Here is a 20046-nt window from a genome sequence, read left to right as displayed (position 1 = left end):
TCCGCTAAGGGTGTAATCTCACCGGTGGCAGGACGCTCGCCTTCCTGCCCGGTCCGGAGGCGTCCCCCTTGGAAAGGAGGCAGGCCGATGGATGCCCTCCGCTGCGGAGGGGGCTTGCCCACCGGCGCCGGGGACAAGCCTTGACTACGGACTACCCCTATTGCCGTCCCCGGAACCCTTCGGGCTGCCAGCCCCCTCCGCAGGACCGTCCCAGACAAGCAAAACCGGAAGGGCAAGGCCCTGTCCGGCCCTTCGTGTTTCCTGCCGCGGTACCGCCAGCCCTGCCCCCACTGTTGCCGCGCGGCCACATTGACAAGGCTGCCCGCCCCTGTCATTTCAACAACCGTTGAAAATCAACATTTGTTGAATAATCAGCCCAACAAGGGCACCGGGAGGACAATATGGCCAACAACCTCAACAAATTCATGGCATTGGCGCTTGCTGCCACAGCCCTCACCCCGATGGCCGCCTGGGCCCAGTCGGATGACGAAACCAGTGCCAGCGAAGAACGCCGCTTCGGCGCCATCGTTGTCACCGCCCAGCGCCGCGAGGAAAACCTGCTCGACGTGCCGCTGTCGGTGTCGGCATTCGACGGCGAACTGCTCGCCAATCTCGGCGTCCAGACGCTGGACGAAGTGGCGAAGATCTCGCCCAACGTGACGCTCGAAGTCTCGCGCGGCACCAACAACACGATCTCCGCCTTCATCCGCGGCGTCGGCCAGCAGGACCCGGTCTCCGGCTTCGAAGCCGGCGTCGGCATCTATATCGACGATGTTTACCTGAACCGTCCGCAAGGCGCGGTGCTCGAAGTCTATGATGTGGAGCGCATCGAGGTTCTGCGCGGGCCGCAGGGCACGCTCTATGGCCGCAACACGATTGGCGGCGCGGTGAAATATGTCACGCGCGGCCTCGCCAGCGAGCCGAGCCTGAAACTGCGCGGCGCCATCGGCTCTTATGGCCAGAAGGACGTGGTTGCCTCCGGCTCCGTGCCGCTGGCCGATACGTTCCGCATCGGCGGCGGCGTTGCCCTGTTCACGCGCGACGGCTTCGGCGAGAACCTGATCACGGGCGAGGACAATTACAACAAGGACGTCTTCTCCGCGCGCCTTTCGGCAGAATGGGACGTGACGGACTCCTTCCAGCTGCGCCTTGCCGGCGACTACATGAAGGACGAGTCAAACGCCCGCGGCGGCCACCGCCTGATCCCGGACCTGTTCCCGCCCTCGACCTTCCCGGTACTGAACAATGTGTATGACCACCGCTCGGGCCTGGATGTGGTCGAGCAGCAAGTCGAGGTGAAAGGCCTCTCGCTCGTCGCCGAATACACCGTCAACGACCGGATCACCCTGAAGAACATCCTCGCCTATCGCGAAGATGAAGGCACGACGCCGATCGACTTCGATGCCCTTCCGGTGGCCGATGTGGACGTTCCGGCGATCTACACCAATGACCAGCTCTCCAACGAGCTGCAGCTGCTCTATTCCGGCGACCGTCTGAACGGCATTGTCGGCGTCTATTACCTGGAGGCGAATTCCGGCACTGTGTTCGATGTGCTGCTCGGCACGACCGGCGCGCTGATCGGCCTGCCGGGCCTCAATGCACAGACCTTCGGCGATGTGCAGACCGAGACCTGGTCGATCTTCGCCGATTTCACCTATGACATCACCGACCAGCTCGCGATCTCGCTGGGCGCGCGGTACACGGAGGATGAGCGCTCATCGATCGTCCTGCGCCGGACGTTTATCGGCGGCTTCTCGCCCTTCTTCGGCGGCGCGGGCGTTCCGATTGCAACAACGTCCAACTTCAACGGCACCGCTAAGTTCGATGATTTCAGCCCGCGCGTCTCGCTGACTTGGAAGCCGGTCGACAACCACACCCTGTATGCAACCTATGCGCAGGGCTTCAAGGGCGGCTCGTTCGACCCCCGCGGCCAGACCTCGGCCGCGCCGGACCTCAACCGCGACGGCACGGTTTCGGCGGAAGAAATCTATGCCTTCATGCAGTTCGACCCCGAAGAAGTCGACAGCTATGAAATCGGCTGGAAGGCCAGCACTTTCGGTGGCCGCATGACGACCAGCCTTGCGGCGTTCTACATGGACTACAAGGACGTGCAGATCCCCGGCTCGGTCGGCATCGACACGAATGGCGACGGCGTGAACGACACCTTCACCGGCGTCACCACGAACGCAGCCTCGGCAGAGCTCTGGGGCATCGAGTTCGAGGGCTCCGCCCTGCTCGGCGAGCAGATGTTCAACCAGAGCGACGCCTTCTCCGCCTCCTGGGCGGTCGGCTATATCGATCCGAAGTTCAACACCTTCATCGATGCGTTCGGCAATGACGTCGCCAGCCAGCGCGTGTTCCAGAACACGCCCGACTGGACCGCCAGCCTGCGCCTGACCTATGACACGGAGTTCAACATCCTGCAGAAGCCGGGCCGGCTGACCTGGAACACGCTGGCCTCCTACCGCAGCGACTCCAGCCAGTTCGAGGTACGCAGCCCGCTCGATCAGGAAGCCTATACGCTCGTCGACATGGGCCTGCGCTGGAAGCCGGATGACAGCCGCTGGGGCTTCACCCTCACCGGCAAGAACCTGACCGATGAGCGCTACAAGGTGGCCGGCTACAACTTCATCAATCCGGCAACGGGCGCACCGACGCTGGGTCTCGAAGGCGTCCTGACGGCGTATTATGGTGATCCGCGTACGGTGACCTTCTCCATCGACTACCAGTTCTAGGCAGTTCTGGGCCCCGGGCGTTTCCTCCCGCAGGGCGGCGGCAGGCGGGGACACCTGCCGCCGCCTGGCAAGGGGCCGGAAGTGAAGGGCGGCGCCGAAAAGGCTGCCGCCCTTTTTCTTTGCGCAGGATCAGGTTAATCCGCAGGCGGAACAGGCTCAGCCCGTCTTTGTGCGGACAGGTTTGCGCCGCGCTGTCAGGGCTGCGGGCGCGGCGCGCTCGGCCGCCTCGAAGCCGCCGACGATGAAGTGCACCATATGCTCGCATGCATCGGCGAGATCGTCTGACCGGCAGAGGCCGCCGGAGAGGAAATCAATGCGCCCCGTCTGGGCAAGGGCAAGCGTCAGCGCGCCGGAGAAACAGTGATAGCCCCAATAGAGATCCTTCTCTTCCATGCCCGGCAGGGCAAGGCGCAGGGCATCGAGGAATTTGCGGATCAGCGGGTCAAAATGCTGCGCCATCAGGCGCCCGCCCCAGCCCGGTGAGTTGTTCACATAGGCGACGAGGGCGTAGTAATTCTTCCAGCCGGGTTCTTCGAGGTGTGGGCCCTTGAGCAGCGGCTCCAGATAGGCGCGCACGATCGCCTCGACGCTTGGCGGGGCCGGCTTTGCGGCAGAAATTGCAGCAATCAGCGCCTCTTCGCGCCAGCGGTTCAGCATTTCTGCGCGGCGCAGGAACACCGCATCGAACAATTGCTGTTTCGGCCCGAAATAATAGTTCGGCAGCGCAAGGTCCACGCCCGCGCGCGTTGCGATGGCGCGCAGCGTGACGCCGTCATAGCCATGCGCGCTGAATTCCGCCTCGGCCGCATCGAGGATGGCGGTGCGCCGGTCGGTTTTCGCCGGCGCATCTTTCTTTGGCGTGTCTGCCTTCTTCGCCGGTGCCGCCTTCACGGATACGGATGATTTGCTGCGCGCGCCCAGAACCGGTCTCCTCCCTGTGTTTCCCCCGGCCGCAAACCTACGGGCCAACGCCCGTCCTTGTCAAAGCCGGTGATGACGGCTTGCATTGGCCGCCCGTTCCGGTCTAGTTTTCAACAATTGTTGAAACGGGGCAATAGACCCTGACAGGCGCCTGAGAGGCGGGAGGCAGGACATGGCTGTTCAGGGGCAGGAGATCGGCTGGACATCGCCGGACGGGCTTGCACTGTTTGCAAAGTCTTATGGCCCGGAAGATGCCGCGCTCACCGCACTCTGCATCCACGGCCTCACCCGCAACCATCAGGATTTCGAGCCGATGATCGCGGCAATGCCGCCGCGCTTCCGCTTCATCGCGGTGGATGTGCGCGGGCGCGGGCGCTCGGCCTATGATCCCGACCCGAAGAAGTATGCCCCGCCGGTCTACGCAAAGGACATGCTGGCCCTGATGGACCGGCTGGGCCTGAAGAAAGCCGCCCTGATCGGCACATCCATGGGCGGGCTGATCTCGCTGCTGATGATCCGTCAGGCGCCGGAGCGCGTGGCCGGCATCGTGCTCAATGATGTCGGCCCGGTGGTGGAGAAGGCCGGGATTGCCCGCATCGCCGCCTATGCCGGCAAGACCCCGCCCGTGACCGATTGGGAGAGCGCAGCCGCGGCCGTGAAGACGCTGCAGGGCGCGGTGTTTCCCGACATGCCCGAAGCGCGCTGGATGGAATTTGCCCGGCGCACCTACCGGGAGACGCCCAAGGGAAAGGTGATGCCGGACTATGATCCGAATATCGCCGCCTCGCTCGGCAGAGTGAAACCCGGCCCGCTGACGCATTTCCTGCTCTGGCGCGTGTTTGCCGCCTCGAAGAAAGCGCCGCTGCTCGTGCTGCGCGGTGAGATGTCCGACATCCTCGGCGCGGCGACGGCGGAGAAGATGGCGCGGCGCCATCCCGATGCGCGCCTCGTTACCGTGCCGCGTGTCGGCCATGCGCCGTTGCTCGACGAGCCACAGGCGGCCACCGCCATCACAGATTTCCTCACCCGGCTGGAGGCCGCCCGATGACAACCCCTGCCCTGCCTCTCAGCCCGCCGAAGATTTCCGGCCGCGCCTGGGTGCTCGCGGTCCTGACGCTGACTTACACGTTCAACCATGTCGACCGGCAGATCCTCGTGATCCTGCTCGAGCCGATCAAGCAGGAGCTCGGCCTGCGCGACAGCCAGCTGGGGATGCTGACCGGCCTCGCCTTCGCTGCCTTCTATGCAACGCTGGGCATTCCGGTCGCGATGTGGGCCGACCGGGGCAACCGGCGCAATATCATTGCGCTCGCGGTCGGCCTCTGGTCGGCGATGACGGCGCTGTCGGGCCTTGCCCAGACCTACTGGCAGCTGCTGCTGGCGCGCATGGGCGTCGGCGTCGGCGAGGCAGGCGGCACGCCGCCGGCGACCTCGATGATCGCAGACCTCTACCCGCCGCAGGAGCGCGCCACCGCCCTCGGCATCTACACGACCGGCATCGGCCTTGGCATCATGGCGGGCTTCGCGCTCGGCGGCTTTGTGTATGAGCTTTATGGCTGGCGGGTGGCGTTCTTCGTGGCCGGTGTGCCGGGCATCCTGCTCGCCCTCGTCGTGCGGTTCGGCATCCGCGAACCCGTGCGCGGCCTTGCCGACCAGCGCGCCGATGCCGGCCCGGCCCCGTCCCTGCCCGAAACGCTGCGCTTCATCCTCGGCCAGACGTCTTATCTCTGGCTGCTGGCGGGATGCCTGCTCATCTGCATCTCGTCCAATGCCTTCCTCGTCTTCACCTCCAGCTATCTTCAGCGTACGCACGACCTGACTCCCGGCCAGGTGGCACTGCCGCTGGGCCTCTTGATCGGCGGGGTGGGCAGCATTGGCGCGGTCGTGCTGGGGCGGGTCTGCGATACGCTGTCGAAGCGCGACCTGCGCTGGCGCCCGCTGATCATCGCGCTGTGCGCCGGCCTTGCCCTGCCCTTCGCCTGGATGTTCCTGCGCGCGCCGACGCCCGAACTTGCCTATGCCTGGAACATCGTGCCGAGCTTCATCGGCCTCATCTATGCCAGCATCGCCTACACTGCCTCGCAGGAACTCGTGAAGCTGCGGATGCGCTCATTCGCGTCGGCCTTCATGCTGTTCTGCCTGACGCTGATCGGCATTGGGTGCGGGCCGTGGATTGCGGGCGAATTGTCTGATCATTTCGCGCGCGAAGGCTCTACCCGCCCGCTGGCACAGGCGCTGGAAATGATCCTGATCCTGAACGCAGCGAGCATCGCCTGCCTCCTGATGGCCACCCGCAACTATCGCAGGGACGCAGAGCGGGCGGCGCTTTAGCACCGCTTGACACCGTCTATCCGAGGTGGGAGCGAAGCGAATGCTGAAACTTCCTGCCAGCCTTCTCGCCTGTCTCATGTTGGCTGCCGCCGGCCCGGCGCAGGAGGCCGGGGCGGCCTTTGATCCCAGAGATTATGCCGCCCATGTGCATGGCGAGGTGACCGAGGTTTACGTGCTCGGCACAGCGCACCTTGCCCAGTATGACGATTTCGACCCGGCGGCGCTGTCGGGCCTGCTGGACCGGCTTGAAGCGCTGGGTCCCCGCGCCATCACCATCGAGGCGCTGGGGCCGGAAACGATCTTCCTGATGCAAGCCTATGATGCGCGCTATGAAGGAGCCGTTGGCTATTTCGCGCGCGCGGCGCTGGACGGCGTGCGCCTCGCCGGGGCAGAGACCGGGCTGTCGATGCCGGAGGCCCGCCTTGCGGTGGACGAAACGCTGGCCGGCTGGCCCGATGCGCCGGCGGCAGCAGAGCGGCGGAGGCTCGCCGCCCTCTTTTCTGCTTCGGGCGATATTCATTCTGCACTGGTGCAATGGTTGCGGCTCGATGCTGCGGACAGGATTGCCGGAGACGGCGTCACCGTCGAGCTGGCTGCGCTGCTGGACCGGCTGTCAGGCTCGCGGAACGAGAATGTCCAGATCGCAGTGGCGCTGGCCATCCGGCTGGGCCATGAGCGGGTCTACCCGGCGGATGACCATACCGCCTCGCACCTCATGGGCCGGGTGGCGGAGCCAATGACAGCCGCGCTTGAAACACCGGAGTTTGCGGTGATCTTCGACCACCCCGTCTTTGCCGAAGCGCTGGAAGCAGCGGACTGGCAGAGCGCGGATGCGCTGCTGGACTATTTCCGCAAGCTGAACACGACGGAATACGGGCACCTCGACGCCGAAGGACAGTGGCGGGTGATGATTGACCGGGCCTGGCCGGAAGATGTGGGCCGGGTGCGGATGGCGGAATGGGATACGCGCAACCTGCGCATGGCGGCGCATATCCGCGAGGCGTCTGCTGATGCGGTCGGCGGGCGCGTCCTCTCGATCGTCGGGTCGGCGCACAAACCCTGGCTGGATGCTTATCTCGACATGATGGCCGACATGCGCACCGCCGATATCATGGCGGTGCTGGATTAGGGGCGGCCGCGCTTTAGCGTTGCTAGCATGTGAGTTCACTTGTCCCTCGTCGGGGGCGTCCTCATCTGTGCGGCTCGAGTTGCCTCGCGCCTGCCCACCAGTGCCGGCGCACGCCAAGAAGGAGACGACACATGTCGCTACGCATCAATGACATCGCCCCGGATTTCACCGCCGAGACGACCGAAGGCACGATCAACTTCCATGAGTGGATCGGCGATGGCTATGCGATCCTGTTCAGCCATCCGAAGGATTTCACGCCGGTCTGCACGACGGAGCTTGGCTACATGGCCGGCATCGCGCCGGAATTCACCAAACGCGGCGCCAAGATCATCGGCATCTCGGTCGATCCCGTTGAGAGCCATCACAAATGGAAGGCCGATATCCAGACAGCCACCGGCCAGTCCGTCGGCTATCCGATGATCGGCGACAAGGACCTGACCGTTGCCAAGCTCTACGACATGCTGCCTGCAAGCCTCAGCGGCACGTCCGAAGGCCGCACGCCGGCGGACAATGCCACCGTGCGCTCTGTGTTCGTCATCGGGCCGGACAAGCGCATCAAGCTGATCCTGACCTATCCGATGACCACAGGCCGGAACTTCGACGAAATCCTGCGCGCGCTCGATTCCATCCAGCTGACCGCGAAGCACCAGGTGGCCACACCGGCCCAGTGGAAGCAGGGCCAGGATGTGATCGTCACGGCGGCGGTGTCGGATGAGGATGCCCAGAAGCGTTTCGGCGGCTTCCGGCGTGTGCTGCCCTACCTGCGCGTGACGGCGCAGCCGAAGGACTGAGCGCGCATTGCCCTTCCCCCGGTGCGGCGGTTCAGGCTTTCAGCTTGTAGCCGCGCCGGAACAGGGCCCATATCCAGATGCTGGAGGCGAGCGCCAGCACGCCGGTATAGGCCATGCCGATGAGCAGCGAGCCATTGGCAACACCCAGATGGCCGGAGCGGTAGCCGTCGATCATGTAGAAGATCGGGTTCAGGTAGGCGAGCGTGCGGAACGGCTCGGCGAGAACCTGGATGTCATAGAAGGTGCCGGACAGGAAAGTCAGCGGCACGATCACGAAATTGGTGACGGCGGCGAGGTGGTCGAACTTGTCGGCCCAGATGCCGCCAAAAGCACCCAGCGCGCCGAGGATTACCGAGGCGGTGATGCCGAACCACAGGATCGGCCATACTTGGGCGACCGAAAGGCTCGCAAGGCCGGAGAGCTGGATCGCCACCGCCGAAATGCCCGCCACCATCAACGCCCGCGTGACCGCGCCGCCGAGGAAGGCGATCGTCAGCTCCAGCGGCGAAAGCGGCGGCATCAGGAAATCGACATGGGTGGAATTGAACTTCGCCTGCAGCAGGCTGGAGCTCGTATTCTGGAAGGCGTTCTGCAGGATCGCCATCATGATCAGGCCGGGGGCGAGGAAGTCGTTATACTTCAGGCCTGCGAAATCGCCCGTCAGGTTACCCCGGTCGCCAAAGGCCAGCTTGAACACCGTCATGAACAGGAGCGTCGTGACAACCGGCGCGAAGACCGTCTGCATCCAGACTTTCAGGAAGCGTCCGACCTCCCTTTTGTAGAGTGTCCACAGGCCAAGGCCGTTGAAGGCGCCATATTGGCGGAGGCGGGCTTGCGGGCGGTCGGGAATCGTATCCATCGCTTGCAGATAGGCCATGCTGCGCCAGCGCGCGAGGGGCCTTGCAGGGGAAATTTCCGCACGCCGCCCTGCCTAGCTGATGACCACAAGATGTAGAAACCTTGTGGAATGCGTCTGGCCCATGTTGTGTTTCGTTTCGGCCCTGATACAAGATGTAGCTGTCAGACGGGGCGGCGCGTAAGAGCCGCCACAACATCTAGGGGGTCGTGGCTCTTTGTATGGGCCCGGCTATACGCGGGAGACCTGCAAGCCATGTCATGGACGGATGAACGCATTTCAGTGCTCAAAAAACTGTGGGCAGAGGGCCATTCGGCCTCTCAGATTGCCAAACAGCTCGGCGGGGTGACCCGCAATGCCGTGATCGGCAAGGTGCACCGGCTCGGCCTGTCGGGCCGCGCAACGCCCTCGCGCCCGGTGAAACGCCCGCCGCGGCTGGCCCGGCCGAAGCCCCGCTTCACGCCGGAAACTGCTGTCACCGCTGCAGCGAGCCCGGCACCTGCCGCGCGCCCGCTGGCCGCTGCGGAGATCGCCGCCGCCCCGGTCCAGGCCCCCGCGGTGCTGGCAAAACTGCCGCCGCTGCCGCTCGATGATGGCACGCCGGCGACGATCCTGACGCTGCGGGATTCGATGTGCAAATGGCCGATCGGCGACCCCGCAGACCCGAAATTTGCCTTCTGCGGACGGAAAGCCGATTGCGGACCCTATTGCGCTGAACACGCATCCGTAGCATTCCAGCCGGCAAGAAAGCGCGATTCGCGCAAGTCAGAATACGATTACGTCCGGCGCATAGCGGGCTAAGGCCCGCCTCCATCTCGCCAGGATGTATAGGTCCCCGGGAGCCCCCGCCCCGGGGACCACCTTTTTGGGGAACCCGCCAGGTTCAGACGGGATCCTTCGCTGCCGGGAGCCAGATGCCGAAGGCGGTGCCTTCGCCGAGGCGGGTTTCGACGGCGAGGCCGCCCCTGTGGTGGGCCATGATGTGCTTGACGATCGCGAGGCCGAGGCCTGTGCCGGTGATCTTGCCGCCCCGGCTCTGGTCGGCGCGGTAGAAGCGTTCGCCGAGGCGCGGCAGGTGTTCGCGCTCGATGCCGGGGCCCATATCCTCAACGCGCAGCCAGACAGCGGGCTCGTTCATCGAGAGGCGCGCCGGCGTTTGCAGCAGGGTCATCCGCTCGCTGTCCTCCCAGGTGTGCGAGGCGCGGGTGCGGGCGGCATAGACATCGCGCGCGACGCCGCAGCTGACGCGCACGGTCTGGCCGCTGCCGGAATATTTGAGGGCGTTGGAGATGAGGTTCTCCACCACCTGGATCAGCTCGTCATGATTGGCCGTCACCGGGGGCACGGCCGCCGTGTCGTCAAACTCAAGCGTGACGCCCTTTTCGGCGGCCAGCGGGTGCATGGCATCGACCGCGTTGAGGACGATGCTGGCAAAATCTTCCCGCTCGGTCGGCAGGACGTGTTCGGTGGATTCGATGCGGGACAGGGAGAGGAGGTCGGCAATCAGGCGGCTCATGCGTTCGGACTCGCCGGCCATGATGTCGAGGAACCGGTCCCATGAGGCTTTGTCTTCCTTGGCGGGGCCGCGCATCGTCTCAATGAAGCCGGAGAGGGCGGTGAGCGGCGTGCGCAGCTCGTGGCTGGCATTGGCGAGGAAGTCCGCGCGTGCCTGGGCGGCGCGTTTCACAGGGGTGAGATCCTCCATGAAGATGAGGACACCGCCCGGCGTGCCGGCCGAGCGGATATGCACACGCCAGTGACCGGAGGGCGATGTTTCCACCTCGACCTCGGCAGAGACCGGGCCTTCCCGGCCAATACAGCTCTCGATGGCGCCGAGCAGGACCGGTGAGCGGATGACCGCGCCGGCACGGGGCGGCGCGGGGCGGCCATCCAGCTTGAAGAGCGCATTGGCCTGCGCATTCCACAGGATCACGCGCTGTTCGCGGTCGATCTCGAAGGCCGGCATCGGCAGGGCGCCGAGCACCGCTGCGATGGTGGCGGTGTCGCTGCGCCCGGCTGCGGCGGACGGGCTGCTGGCAGCCGTGGGCGGGTGCGAGGCCGAGCCGACATAATAAGCGAGCGCGACGGAGGAAATCACGATCGCGCCCATGATTGCCTCCAGCAGGCCGAGCGGCGTTGTGAGGGCCAGGACGATCACGACCGCAGAGGCAAAACCGCCGAGCACGATGAAGTCGCGGGCGCGGCCCGTCATCGGCTGGCGGGCGCCTTGTAAACCTTCTGTTTCAGGGGGCTCATCCATACTGCTGCTTCCGCCCGTCCGGCGGCCCTCTGCCTGTCCTGCACCGCCAGCGGCTAACGCGCCGCGACGAGGCTGCCAAGACCGGATTTCCCGCTGCCAGCTGGGAGGGTTACCGGGCCTCGTTGTCAATTATTGAAAAACGATAATTTATCATTGACACTCGAAAAGGACGGGCGTATCGGACCCACAAGGCAGCCAGGAGCGCCGCACTCAGAATGAAAAACTCCTTCCTCCTCCTCGGCACTGCGATGCTCGCAGCCTGCGCCACTTCGCCCGACGCCATCGAGCGCCTGGCTTATGACCGTGATGCCCTGTTTGCGACCGCGCCCAATGCACCGGACCTGTGGGCTGCGCGGGGCGTGTCGGGTGAAGCCCCGCAGGGCGACTGGCTGGGCCAGTTCGGCGACCCGGTGATGACATCGCTGGTGGCCGAAGCGCTGGGCGCCAATCCGACGCTGGAAGCGCGCGCGGCCAGCCTGCGTGCGTCGGCTGCGCTGGCGCGGTCGAGCCGCGCGCGGCGGGTGCCGAACCTGTCAGGTTCGGTGACGCTGGGCGGCAATTCGGCGGCCATCGACACACCGCTGGGCACTGAGCGCTTCACTGATGCCGTCTATGGCGTGGGCCTCGATGCGAGCTGGGAACCGGACCTGTGGGGCCGGGTGGCGAACTCCATCGCGCGGGCGGATGCGGACTTTGCCGCGAGCGCTGCCGATTATGCTGCCGCTGAACTTTCGATTGCAGCGCAGACGGCGATTGCCTGGCTGGGCCTCAATGAGGCGCTGGCGCAGGAGCGGATCGCAGTCCTGACCTATGAAGCGCGCGACCGCGCGCGGGAGTTGACCGAGCAGCGCGTGCGGATCGGCCTGGCCGGGGCGCTGGAACTGCGCACGGCGCGAAGCGCGCTGGCGCAGGCCGAAGCCGCCATTGCCGCCCGCCGGCAGCTGTCGACACAGGCGGCGCGCCGGCTGGAAGTGCTGCTGGGCCGGTATCCGTCCGCCGAGATCACCGCACCCGCGCGCCTGCCCGAGCTGCCGCCGATGGCCGTGCAGGGCAATCCGGCGCTGCTCCTGTCGCGCCGGCCGGACATTGCCGCATCCGAGGCACGCGTCGTGGCCGCCGGGCTGCGGGCCGAGGAAGCGCGCCTTGCGCTGTTGCCGAGCCTGCGGCTGACGGGATCGCTGAGCACGAGTTCGTCTGACATTGCCGATGCGCTTGACCCGTCGCTGATTGCAGCGCGCCTGATCGGCAGCTTCAGCCAGCCGATCTTCAATGCCGGTAGCCTGCGCGCGCAGCAGGAAGCGGCGATTGCGCAGGCGCAGTTCGCGGTGGCCAACTATGCCAGCGCAGCGCTGGATGCGTGGCGCGAGGTGGAAAATGCGCTGACAGCGGATATACTCCTTGCCCAGCAGGAAGACGCACAAGGCCGGGCGCTCGAAGAGGCCCGCTATGCCGAAGAAAATGCCGAGCGCCAGTATGCGAATGGCACGGTCAGCATATTTAACCTGATCGACACGCAGACCCGGCGCCTGACGGCGGAAAGCCAACTCGTTTCTGCCCGCGCCGACCGGGCCATCAACCGGATCAACTATCATCTCGCCCTCGGTGGCGGCGTCCCTGAAATGGAATTCGCCCGCGAGGAAGACCTGTTCGACACTGACGCCGCCGAAAGCGGCAGGAGATAACTGCCATGGGACGCCTGATCGCCATTCTCGCCCCGATCCTTATCCTGCTCTTCCTGGGCGTTGGCGGGGTGATCGCCGTCAATGCGATGAAGCCGGAGCCGGAGAAGAATGAGGAGCCGCCGGCGGGCCTCAACGTGTTTGCCGAACCTGTGCGGTCGGGCTCGCTGACGCTGTCGGTCGCTACGCAGGGCGAAGTGCGCCCCAAGCATGAGATCGTCGTCGCGCCGCAGATTTCGGGCCGGGTGACCTATGTGGCGCCGGACTTCATCGATGGCGGCTTCGTCAAGCGCGGTCAGGTGCTCGTGCGCGTGGAAGCGGCGGACTATGAACTCGGCATCGTGCGGGCACGCTCGGCTGTCGCCAGCGCAGAGCAGCGCCTGGCGCGGGAGTTGGCCGAAGCCGAGCTGGCGCGCCGCGACCTTGAGGACCTTGGCCTGACGGATGTTTCCCCCCTCGCCCGCCGCGAGCCGCAACTGGCCGAGGCGCAGGCCTCGCTGGAAGCCGCCCGCGCGCAGCTGCGCGAGACGGAACTGGCGCTGGCCCGCACGGCGGTCGTTGCGCCCTTCGACGGGCGGGTGCGCGAGCGCAATGTGGATATCGGGCAGATTGCAACGCCCGGCCAGTCGCTCGGCCGGATTTTCGGGACCGATGTGGTCGAGGTTGTCCTGCCGCTGAAGGATGAGGAGCTTGGCCGGCTGAACCTGCCGCTCGCCTTTTCCGCAAGCCCGGCCAATCCGGGGCCGCGCGTGGTCTTCACCGCCAATGTCGGCGGACTGCCCCGGACCTGGGTGGGCGAAGTGATGCGCACCGGCGCGGCGGTGAATTCCCAGACGCGGCAGATCAATGTGATTGCCGAACTGAAGGACCCGTTCGGGGCGGGCGCGGATGACGGCGCCCCGATGGCACCCGGATTGTTCGTGAACGCACGGATTGAAGGCGAGACGCTGGAGAATGTCCTGATCGCCCCGCGCGCGGCGCTGCGCGGCGACGACCGGCTGTTCATCGGCCTGCCGGATCAGGGCAAGCTGTCGATCCGCAATATTGCCGTGGTCTTTTCGGACCGGGACGGGGTGTACCTGCGCGCCGGCGCTGAACCGGGCGAACTGGCGATCACCAGCCCGATCCGGGCGCCCTTCGATGGCATGAACATAACCGTGCTGGAGCGGATGCCGGACGGGACCGTGAGGGTGCACGGCAACAAGACCGCGGCTGAGGCGGCCGAAGCCATCGCCGGCGCCTCGCTGCCATCAAATGAGGAAGGAAGCGCACAATGAACGGGCTCGTCTCCTGGTTCGCGCGCAACGGGGTTGCCGCCAACCTCCTGATGATCATTGCCTTTGCCGGCGGCATCTTCGGCTACAGCGCGATGGAACGGGAGATGTTCCCGGTCGTGAAGGTCTCCGGCGCGTCGGTCTCGATGAGCTGGCCGGGCGCCTCGCCGCGCGACATCGAGGAGCAGATCGTCACGCGGATCGAGGAGGCGGTGGCCAGCATCAACGGCCTCGACCGCATCACCTCGATCTCGAATGAAGGCTTCGGCGTCGTCAACATCCGGGGGCGCGACGACATCGACATGGATGTCTTCCTGGATGAAATCAAAATCCGCGTCGACCAGATCAACAATCTTCCGCAGGCGGCCTTCCGGCCGCAGGTGACGCGCTGGGAGCAGCGCAACTGGTATTTCGGCATGGCGCTGAATGGCGACATTGATCCGAGGGAGCTGCGCCGGATCGGGCGCGAGGTACGCGATGCGGTCGCGCGCCTGCCCGGCGGGGAACTTGCCGTGCTGCAGGGCTCGCCGCCCGAACAGGTGAATATCGAGGTTTCCGAAGAAGCGCTGCGCCGGTTCGGCATGACGCTGGGCGAAGTGGCGGGCGCGGTGCGCCAGTCCTCTCTGAACGCGTCCGGCGGGCGGATTGAATCGCCGGTGGGCGATGTGGCGATCATGTCGCGCAACCTTGCCGACACGGCGGAGGAATTCTCCGACATCATCATCCGCCAGACGAGCAGCCAGGGCACGGTGCGGGTTTCGGATGTCGCGACCGTCATCGACGGGTTCGCGAACGAGCGCTTCAGCGCCACGCATAATGACCGGCCGACCGTGTTCATCATGCTGCCCGAGCCGGATAACATGGACATCCCGCGCTATGCCGAAGGCGTGCGCAAATTCATCGAGAACGCCAACAAGCCGGGCAGCAGCGTGCTGCCGGAGGGCGTTCGGATCGACATCCTCTGGGACGATTCCGAGACCTTCAACGCCCGGATGGACCTGATCATCAATTCGGCGCTGATGGGGGCCTTCCTCGTCCTGCTCGTGCTGGTGCTGTTCCTGCGCCCCATCGTGGCCTTCTGGGTCACGGTCGGCATCATCACGGCGTTTGCCGGCGCAGTGCTGCTGATGCCGCTGCTGGGTGTGTCATGGAACATCCTGTCGACCTTTGCGGTGCTGCTGGTGATCGGGGTGATCGTGGACGATGCGATCATCGTCGGCGAGAACATACACAAGGAAGTGGAAAGCGGGCGGCGCGAGGGACTGGACGCGGCTATCGTCGGCACGCAGCTGGTGCTGAAGCCGGTGATCTTCGGGGTACTGACGACCGTGATCGCCTTCCTGCCCTGGGCGTTCCTGACCGGGCCGACCCGGATGTTCACCCAGCAGATCAGCTTCGTGGTTGTTGCGGCGCTGACCTTCTCGATCATCGAGAGCATGTTCATCCTGCCGAACCACCTGGCGCACATGAAGAAGCAGCGCTTCGACGGGCCGGCCGGCGGCTTCCTGAAGCTGCAGCGCCGGATTGCCGACAGCCTGCTCTGGTTCGCAAGCAACATCTACAAGCCGGTTCTGGAGATGGCGATCCGCTTCCGCTACGCGACGGTGGCCTTCTTCTTCTCCCTGTTCGGAATTGCCGCCTCGATGCAGGCGACGGGTGTCGTGCCGTTCAGCTTCATGCCGGAGATCGAGGCAGACCTGATCCAGGTGAACATCCAGATGCCGGACGGCACGCCGTTCGAGCGCCTGATGGAGGTGCGCGACCAGTTGCAGGCCGGCATTGCAGTGACGATGGCCGAGTCCAAGCGGGAGCACCCGGAGATCGATGGCGGCCTGATCCGGGATGCATCGGTGGTGGCGTCCGGGCGGCATATCCAGTCCTGGGTCGGGCTGGCGCCGCCGGAAGTCCGTCCCGAGACGATTCGCTCGCGCGATATTGCCGAGAAGCTTCGCGCGGCGACCGGGGAAATTCAGGATGCGGAGGAAGTGGATTTCTCCTTCACCTTCAACCGGCCCGATACCGGGGTTCAGTTTGCCCTCAGCCATCCGGATCTCGACCGGCTGCGGACTGCGGCAGACTATCTGCGCAACCATCTGACGGTGTATGCGGAAGTCTACGACATTTCCGACAACCTCTCCTCCTCTGCCGAGGAAATCCGGCTGGTGCTGAAGCCCGGCGCGACCGCGCTTGGCATCACGCTCAGCGATGTCTCGCGCCAGGTGATGCAGGCCTATTATGGCGAGGAAGTGCAACGCCTGCCGCGTGATGGCCAGGACGTGCGCGTGATGGTGCGCTTCCCCGACCAGGCGCGGCGCGATCTCGACAGCCTGTCGCGGCTGATGATCCGTACACCCGACGGCCGCGAGATTCCGATCACCCAGGTGGCCGAGTTCGAATTTGCGCCCGGCATCAACCGGATCGTGCGCCGCAACCGCGTCCGCTCGGTGACTGTCTCTGCGCAGGTCCTCGGCGATGGCGGGCGCGGCCGGATCATGACCGCTATGGACCGGGATTTCTGGCCTGCCTTCCAGCGTGAATTCCCGGATGTGGTGCGCGACCGCGCTGGCGGGTTTGAGGAGGAGCAGCGCTTCTTCAGCGAGGTCAACCGGCTGCTGCTGATCGCATTGGGCGCGATGTATATGCTGCTGGCAATCGCCTTCCGGTCATACTCACAGCCCCTCCTGCTGCTGACAGCCCTGCCCTTCGCCTATTGCGGCGCGATCTTCGGCCTCGGGCTGACGGGAACACCGATGGCGATGTTCGCCTTCTTCGGCATTGCAGCCGCGGCAGGCGTCGTCATCAATGACAACCTCGTGCTGATTGATTACGTCAACCGAAGGCGGGAAGAGGGCGCCGGCGCGGTACAGGCGCTGGTCGATGCTGGCATCTCCCGCTTCCGGCCCATCCTGCTGACCTCGGTCACGACCTTTGTCGGCATCCTGCCGCTGATGGCCGAACGCTCCGTACAGGCACAATTCCTGAAACCGATGATCGTCTCGCTCGGGTTTGCGGTGGCGTTTGCGCTGTTCATCTCGCTGTTCCTTGTGCCGGCGCTGTATGCGGTCGGCGTCGAGATCGGCCGGATCTTCCGCTGGACCTGGGGCGGCAAGCCGTATCGCCAGATCGGTGAGGGCTATACCGGCGAAGTGACGGTTGACGAGGAGGAACTGATCGGCACAAGCCATGGCGGAGGGCTTGGCCCGCGGCCAGCCCCGGCGGAGTAGCCGGCCACAGAATGAGACCTAACTCTATGGCAGCCGGGCGCTCCCCCGGCTGCCGCGCCATTTTCGAAAGACCCGGAGGACCGAATGAAAAACCTGCTTCTTGGAACTGCAGCCCTGGCGCTGGTGGCTGCCTGTGCCAGCCGCCCGGACGTGCCGCCCGCAGACCTCGGCGCGCTGGATGCGCTGGTCGCCGGCCTTGAAGCCCCGGCAGCCGAACCCGGAAAGTTTGTCACCGCAGAAGGCCTCGTCCTGTCGGCCTCGGATGATTTCGGCGCCTGGGGCATCGACCTGACGGCGAAGGACACATCTGTGCATCCGGGCGATGATTTCTACCGCTATGCCAACGGCATCTGGCTGGACGATTTCGTGATGCCCGCAGACCGGACCCGCTATGGCTCGTTCGACCTGCTGCGCGAGAAATCCGAGCAGCGCGTGCACCGGATCATCGAGGAACTGGCCGCTTCCAATCCGCCGGCGGATACGATCGAAGGCAAGATCGCGCGCTATTTCAACGCCTATATGGACACGGACTCGATCGAGGCGGCAGGCCTTGCCCCGGCTGAACCGGTGCTGGCGCAGATCCGGGCGGCATCGAGCCGCGAGGACCTGGCTGACCTGTTCGCGGCGCCGGGCATACCCTCCCCCATCGGTATCTTCATCGACATCGATTCCAAACAGACCGACCGCTACATCGCCTACATCAATGAGGGCGGACTCGGCATGGGCGACCGCGACTATTACCTTGTCGACAGCGAGCGGAACCTGGAGCTGCGCGGCAAGTATCTGGACATGCTGGAAGTGCTGCTTGGCGAGGCGGGGTATGACGACCCGCGCGCGACGGCCGAATCCGTGCTTGCGCTGGAAACACAGATTGCGCACCGGCACTGGGACCGCACGGTCGGGCGCAACCGCAACCTGACGCACAATAATGTGGGCCGCAGCGAGCTGATCGGCCTCGCCGGTGAGTTTCCGGTGGCGCGGATGCTGGAGGGCCTCGGCCTGGCAGGAGAGAACGAGTTCATCGTCCGCCAGCTGACACCGACGCCGGAGCAGATTGCCGCCGAGGGCCTCTCGGAGGAGGACGCCGCCAAGATCATGGGCGGAGGTGTGCCCGGCGTGATCGAGGTGATGCAGACCGCCCCGATCGAGCAGTGGCAGGCCTATCTGACGGCGCAATATCTGAGGGCATATGCCTCCGTGCTGCCGGCAAGGATTGATGAGGCCGTGTTCGAATTCTCCGGCCGGGCCCTGACCGGGGCGCAGGAGCAGCCGCCCCGCTGGCGGCGCGCTGTTGCCGCCGTCGAGAACGCGCTCGGCGAAGGCGTCGGCCAGGTCTATGCCGCGCGCCATTTCCCGCCGGAAAAGAAAGCGGCCATGGACGAGCTGGTGGCGAACCTGACCATCGCGATGGCTGCCAATCTGGATGACCTCGACTGGATGAGCGAGGCCACCAAGGTGGAGGCGCGCGACAAGCTGGCGAAGTTCACGCCGAAGATCGGCTATCCGGACACGTTCAAGACCTATGACCTGGTCGTGGCGGGCGATGACCCGGTGGCGAACTCCAAATCGGCGAACCTTGCGGCCTGGCAGGAATCCGTGGCGCGCCTTGGCCAGCCGATCGACCGGGGCGAATGGTTCATGCTGCCCCAGACGGTGAATGCCTATTACGCGCCGAACCGGAACGAGATCGTGTTCCCGGCGGGCATCCTGCAGCCGCCCTTCTTCAACCTGTCCGCCGACCCGGCCGTGAATTATGGCGGCATCGGCGGCGTGATCGGGCATGAGATCGGCCATGGCTTCGACGATCAGGGCGCGCGCTCGGATGGCGACGGGGTGCTGCGTAACTGGTGGACGCCTGAAGACGCGGCGAATTTCCGCGACCTGACGGACGCGCTGGTGGCGCAATACAACCAGTTCTGCCCCCTTGATGACGGCCAGACCTGCGTCAATGGCCGGCTCGGGCTGGGCGAGAATATTGGGGACCTGGGCGGCCTTTCGATGGCTTACCGGGCCTACAAGCTGAGTCTGAATGGCGAGGAAGCCCCGGTGATCGACGGGCTGACCGGCGACCAGCGGTTTTTCCTGGGCTGGGCGCAGATCTGGCGCTCTGTGTACCGGGAGGAGGCGCTGCGCCGCCAGATCATCCAGGGGCCGCACTCACCGCCGGAGTTCCGCGTCAACGGCATCGTGCGGAACATGGATGAATGGTACGAAGCCTTCGGCATCGGCCCGGATCACGCCCTCTACCTGCCCCCGGAGGAGCGCATCCGGATCTGGTGATCCGCTGAACCTGCAGCAGTCAGGACAGGACAGGCAAGCCGTGCGCGAATATTCTTCGCAGCAGATCAACCGCGTCTTAACCCAGCTTGGCGTAGGGATTGCAGTCACGGCTTGATTGTCCCAAGGCAGGACTGGACCAGGTACATGGCGCTTATCACGCGCATCTTCGGCAAGGGGAAACCCAGCATCGTCGGCACGGAGCGGTTTCGCAAGGCAACCACTCCGGTCGAGGATCATCCCCGTCCGGTGCGCGCCATGGTGTATCGCGAGGCGAGCGTCACCTATGAGTCCGGCTATGTGCGCAAGGGCATCGTGCTGGATTATTCCGATACGGGTGTGCGCCTCCGCTTCCAGACCAATGAAGGCCTGCCCCGGCTCGTGACCCTGAATGCGCGGTCCGTCGGCGTTCAGGGCGTTGCCGAAGTGATCTGGCAGAAAGGCTCCGAGGCGGGCCTGAAACTGCTCGGCTGAACCCGCGCGTCCGCCTGTTCTTTGGTGAAATCCGGCCTATACTCTCTGGCGGTTGACCTGCTGAGGAGGCTTTTTGATGCGCCCGAAGTTTCCCC

At 65.2% G+C, this 20046-nt stretch carries 14 protein-coding genes; 11 read left to right on the top strand and 3 right to left on the bottom strand.

Annotation, left to right across the window (positions count from 1 at the left end):
* Positions 1 to 401 precede the first annotated feature (401 nt).
* Positions 402 to 2735, top strand: coding sequence for a TonB-dependent receptor (locus ACK4SV_RS13865; RefSeq protein ID WP_409918437.1), 2334 nt, complete (start codon positions 402 to 404; stop codon positions 2733 to 2735).
* A 156-nt stretch (positions 2736 to 2891) separates the two neighbouring features.
* Here the strand turns inward: ACK4SV_RS13865 and ACK4SV_RS13860 are convergent, their stop codons facing one another.
* Complete coding sequence (locus ACK4SV_RS13860) at positions 2892 to 3626, bottom strand: TetR/AcrR family transcriptional regulator (protein WP_409918436.1); 735 nt, start codon at positions 3624 to 3626, stop codon at positions 2892 to 2894.
* Positions 3627 to 3828: 202 nt separating this feature from the next.
* On the opposite strand from ACK4SV_RS13860, the gene ACK4SV_RS13855 reads away from it, so the two are divergent.
* The 4 genes from ACK4SV_RS13855 to ACK4SV_RS13840 all read left to right on the top strand — a co-directional run bounded on the left by ACK4SV_RS13855 (position 3829) and on the right by ACK4SV_RS13840 (position 7907).
* Positions 3829 to 4704 (top strand): alpha/beta fold hydrolase, encoded by an 876-nt coding sequence (locus ACK4SV_RS13855; RefSeq protein ID WP_409918435.1) that lies wholly within the window; start codon positions 3829 to 3831, stop codon positions 4702 to 4704.
* The gene (locus tag ACK4SV_RS13850; protein ID WP_409918434.1) at positions 4701 to 5987 is read left to right on the top strand and encodes a spinster family MFS transporter; all 1287 of its coding nucleotides are present in this window, start codon (positions 4701 to 4703) and stop codon (positions 5985 to 5987) included. The genes ACK4SV_RS13855 and ACK4SV_RS13850 overlap by 4 nt, the downstream gene beginning before the upstream one ends.
* A gap of 40 nt (positions 5988 to 6027) precedes the next feature.
* The gene (locus ACK4SV_RS13845) at positions 6028 to 7116 is read left to right on the top strand and encodes a DUF5694 domain-containing protein (RefSeq protein ID WP_409918433.1); all 1089 of its coding nucleotides are present in this window, start codon (positions 6028 to 6030) and stop codon (positions 7114 to 7116) included.
* A gap of 131 nt (positions 7117 to 7247) precedes the next feature.
* Complete coding sequence (locus ACK4SV_RS13840) at positions 7248 to 7907, top strand: peroxiredoxin (protein WP_409918432.1); 660 nt, start codon at positions 7248 to 7250, stop codon at positions 7905 to 7907.
* A gap of 31 nt (positions 7908 to 7938) precedes the next feature.
* On the opposite strand, the gene ACK4SV_RS13835 is transcribed toward ACK4SV_RS13840, so the two are convergent.
* The gene (locus ACK4SV_RS13835) at positions 7939 to 8784 is read right to left on the bottom strand and encodes an ABC transporter permease (protein ID WP_409918431.1); all 846 of its coding nucleotides are present in this window, start codon (positions 8782 to 8784) and stop codon (positions 7939 to 7941) included.
* Between the two features lie 234 nt (positions 8785 to 9018).
* Here ACK4SV_RS13835 and ACK4SV_RS13830 point away from each other — a divergent pair, with 234 nt between their 5' ends.
* A complete protein-coding gene (locus ACK4SV_RS13830) occupies positions 9019 to 9564 on the top strand; it encodes a GcrA family cell cycle regulator (RefSeq protein WP_409918430.1) in 546 nt (181 codons plus the stop codon).
* A gap of 82 nt (positions 9565 to 9646) precedes the next feature.
* On the opposite strand, the gene ACK4SV_RS13825 is transcribed toward ACK4SV_RS13830, so the two are convergent.
* Positions 9647 to 11023, bottom strand: coding sequence for a sensor histidine kinase (locus ACK4SV_RS13825; RefSeq protein ID WP_409918429.1), 1377 nt, complete (start codon positions 11021 to 11023; stop codon positions 9647 to 9649).
* Between the two features lie 215 nt (positions 11024 to 11238).
* On the opposite strand from ACK4SV_RS13825, the gene ACK4SV_RS13820 reads away from it, so the two are divergent.
* From ACK4SV_RS13820 to ACK4SV_RS13800, 5 genes are all read left to right on the top strand, one after another.
* Positions 11239 to 12705 carry an efflux transporter outer membrane subunit gene (locus ACK4SV_RS13820; RefSeq protein WP_409918428.1) on the top strand — a complete coding sequence of 489 codons (1467 nt, stop codon included), beginning with the start codon at positions 11239 to 11241 and terminating at the stop codon, positions 12703 to 12705.
* 5 nt (positions 12706 to 12710) lie between these two features.
* Positions 12711 to 13979, top strand: a complete 1269-nt coding sequence (locus ACK4SV_RS13815; protein ID WP_409918427.1) for an efflux RND transporter periplasmic adaptor subunit — start codon at positions 12711 to 12713, stop codon at positions 13977 to 13979.
* Positions 13976 to 17200, top strand: a complete 3225-nt coding sequence (locus ACK4SV_RS13810) for an efflux RND transporter permease subunit (RefSeq protein ID WP_409918426.1) — start codon at positions 13976 to 13978, stop codon at positions 17198 to 17200. The genes ACK4SV_RS13815 and ACK4SV_RS13810 overlap by 4 nt, the downstream gene beginning before the upstream one ends.
* An 84-nt stretch (positions 17201 to 17284) precedes the next feature.
* Positions 17285 to 19480, top strand: coding sequence for a M13 family metallopeptidase (locus ACK4SV_RS13805; protein ID WP_409918425.1), 2196 nt, complete (start codon positions 17285 to 17287; stop codon positions 19478 to 19480).
* A 144-nt stretch (positions 19481 to 19624) separates the two neighbouring features.
* Complete coding sequence (locus ACK4SV_RS13800) at positions 19625 to 19951, top strand: hypothetical protein (RefSeq protein ID WP_409918424.1); 327 nt, start codon at positions 19625 to 19627, stop codon at positions 19949 to 19951.
* Positions 19952 to 20046: the final 95 nt, after the last annotated feature.

It is taken from the genome of Hyphomonas sp., from assembly GCF_046313735.1.
GTDB lineage: Bacteria > Pseudomonadota > Alphaproteobacteria > Caulobacterales > Hyphomonadaceae > Hyphomonas.
This window is presented reverse-complemented; position numbering and strand designations above follow the sequence as displayed.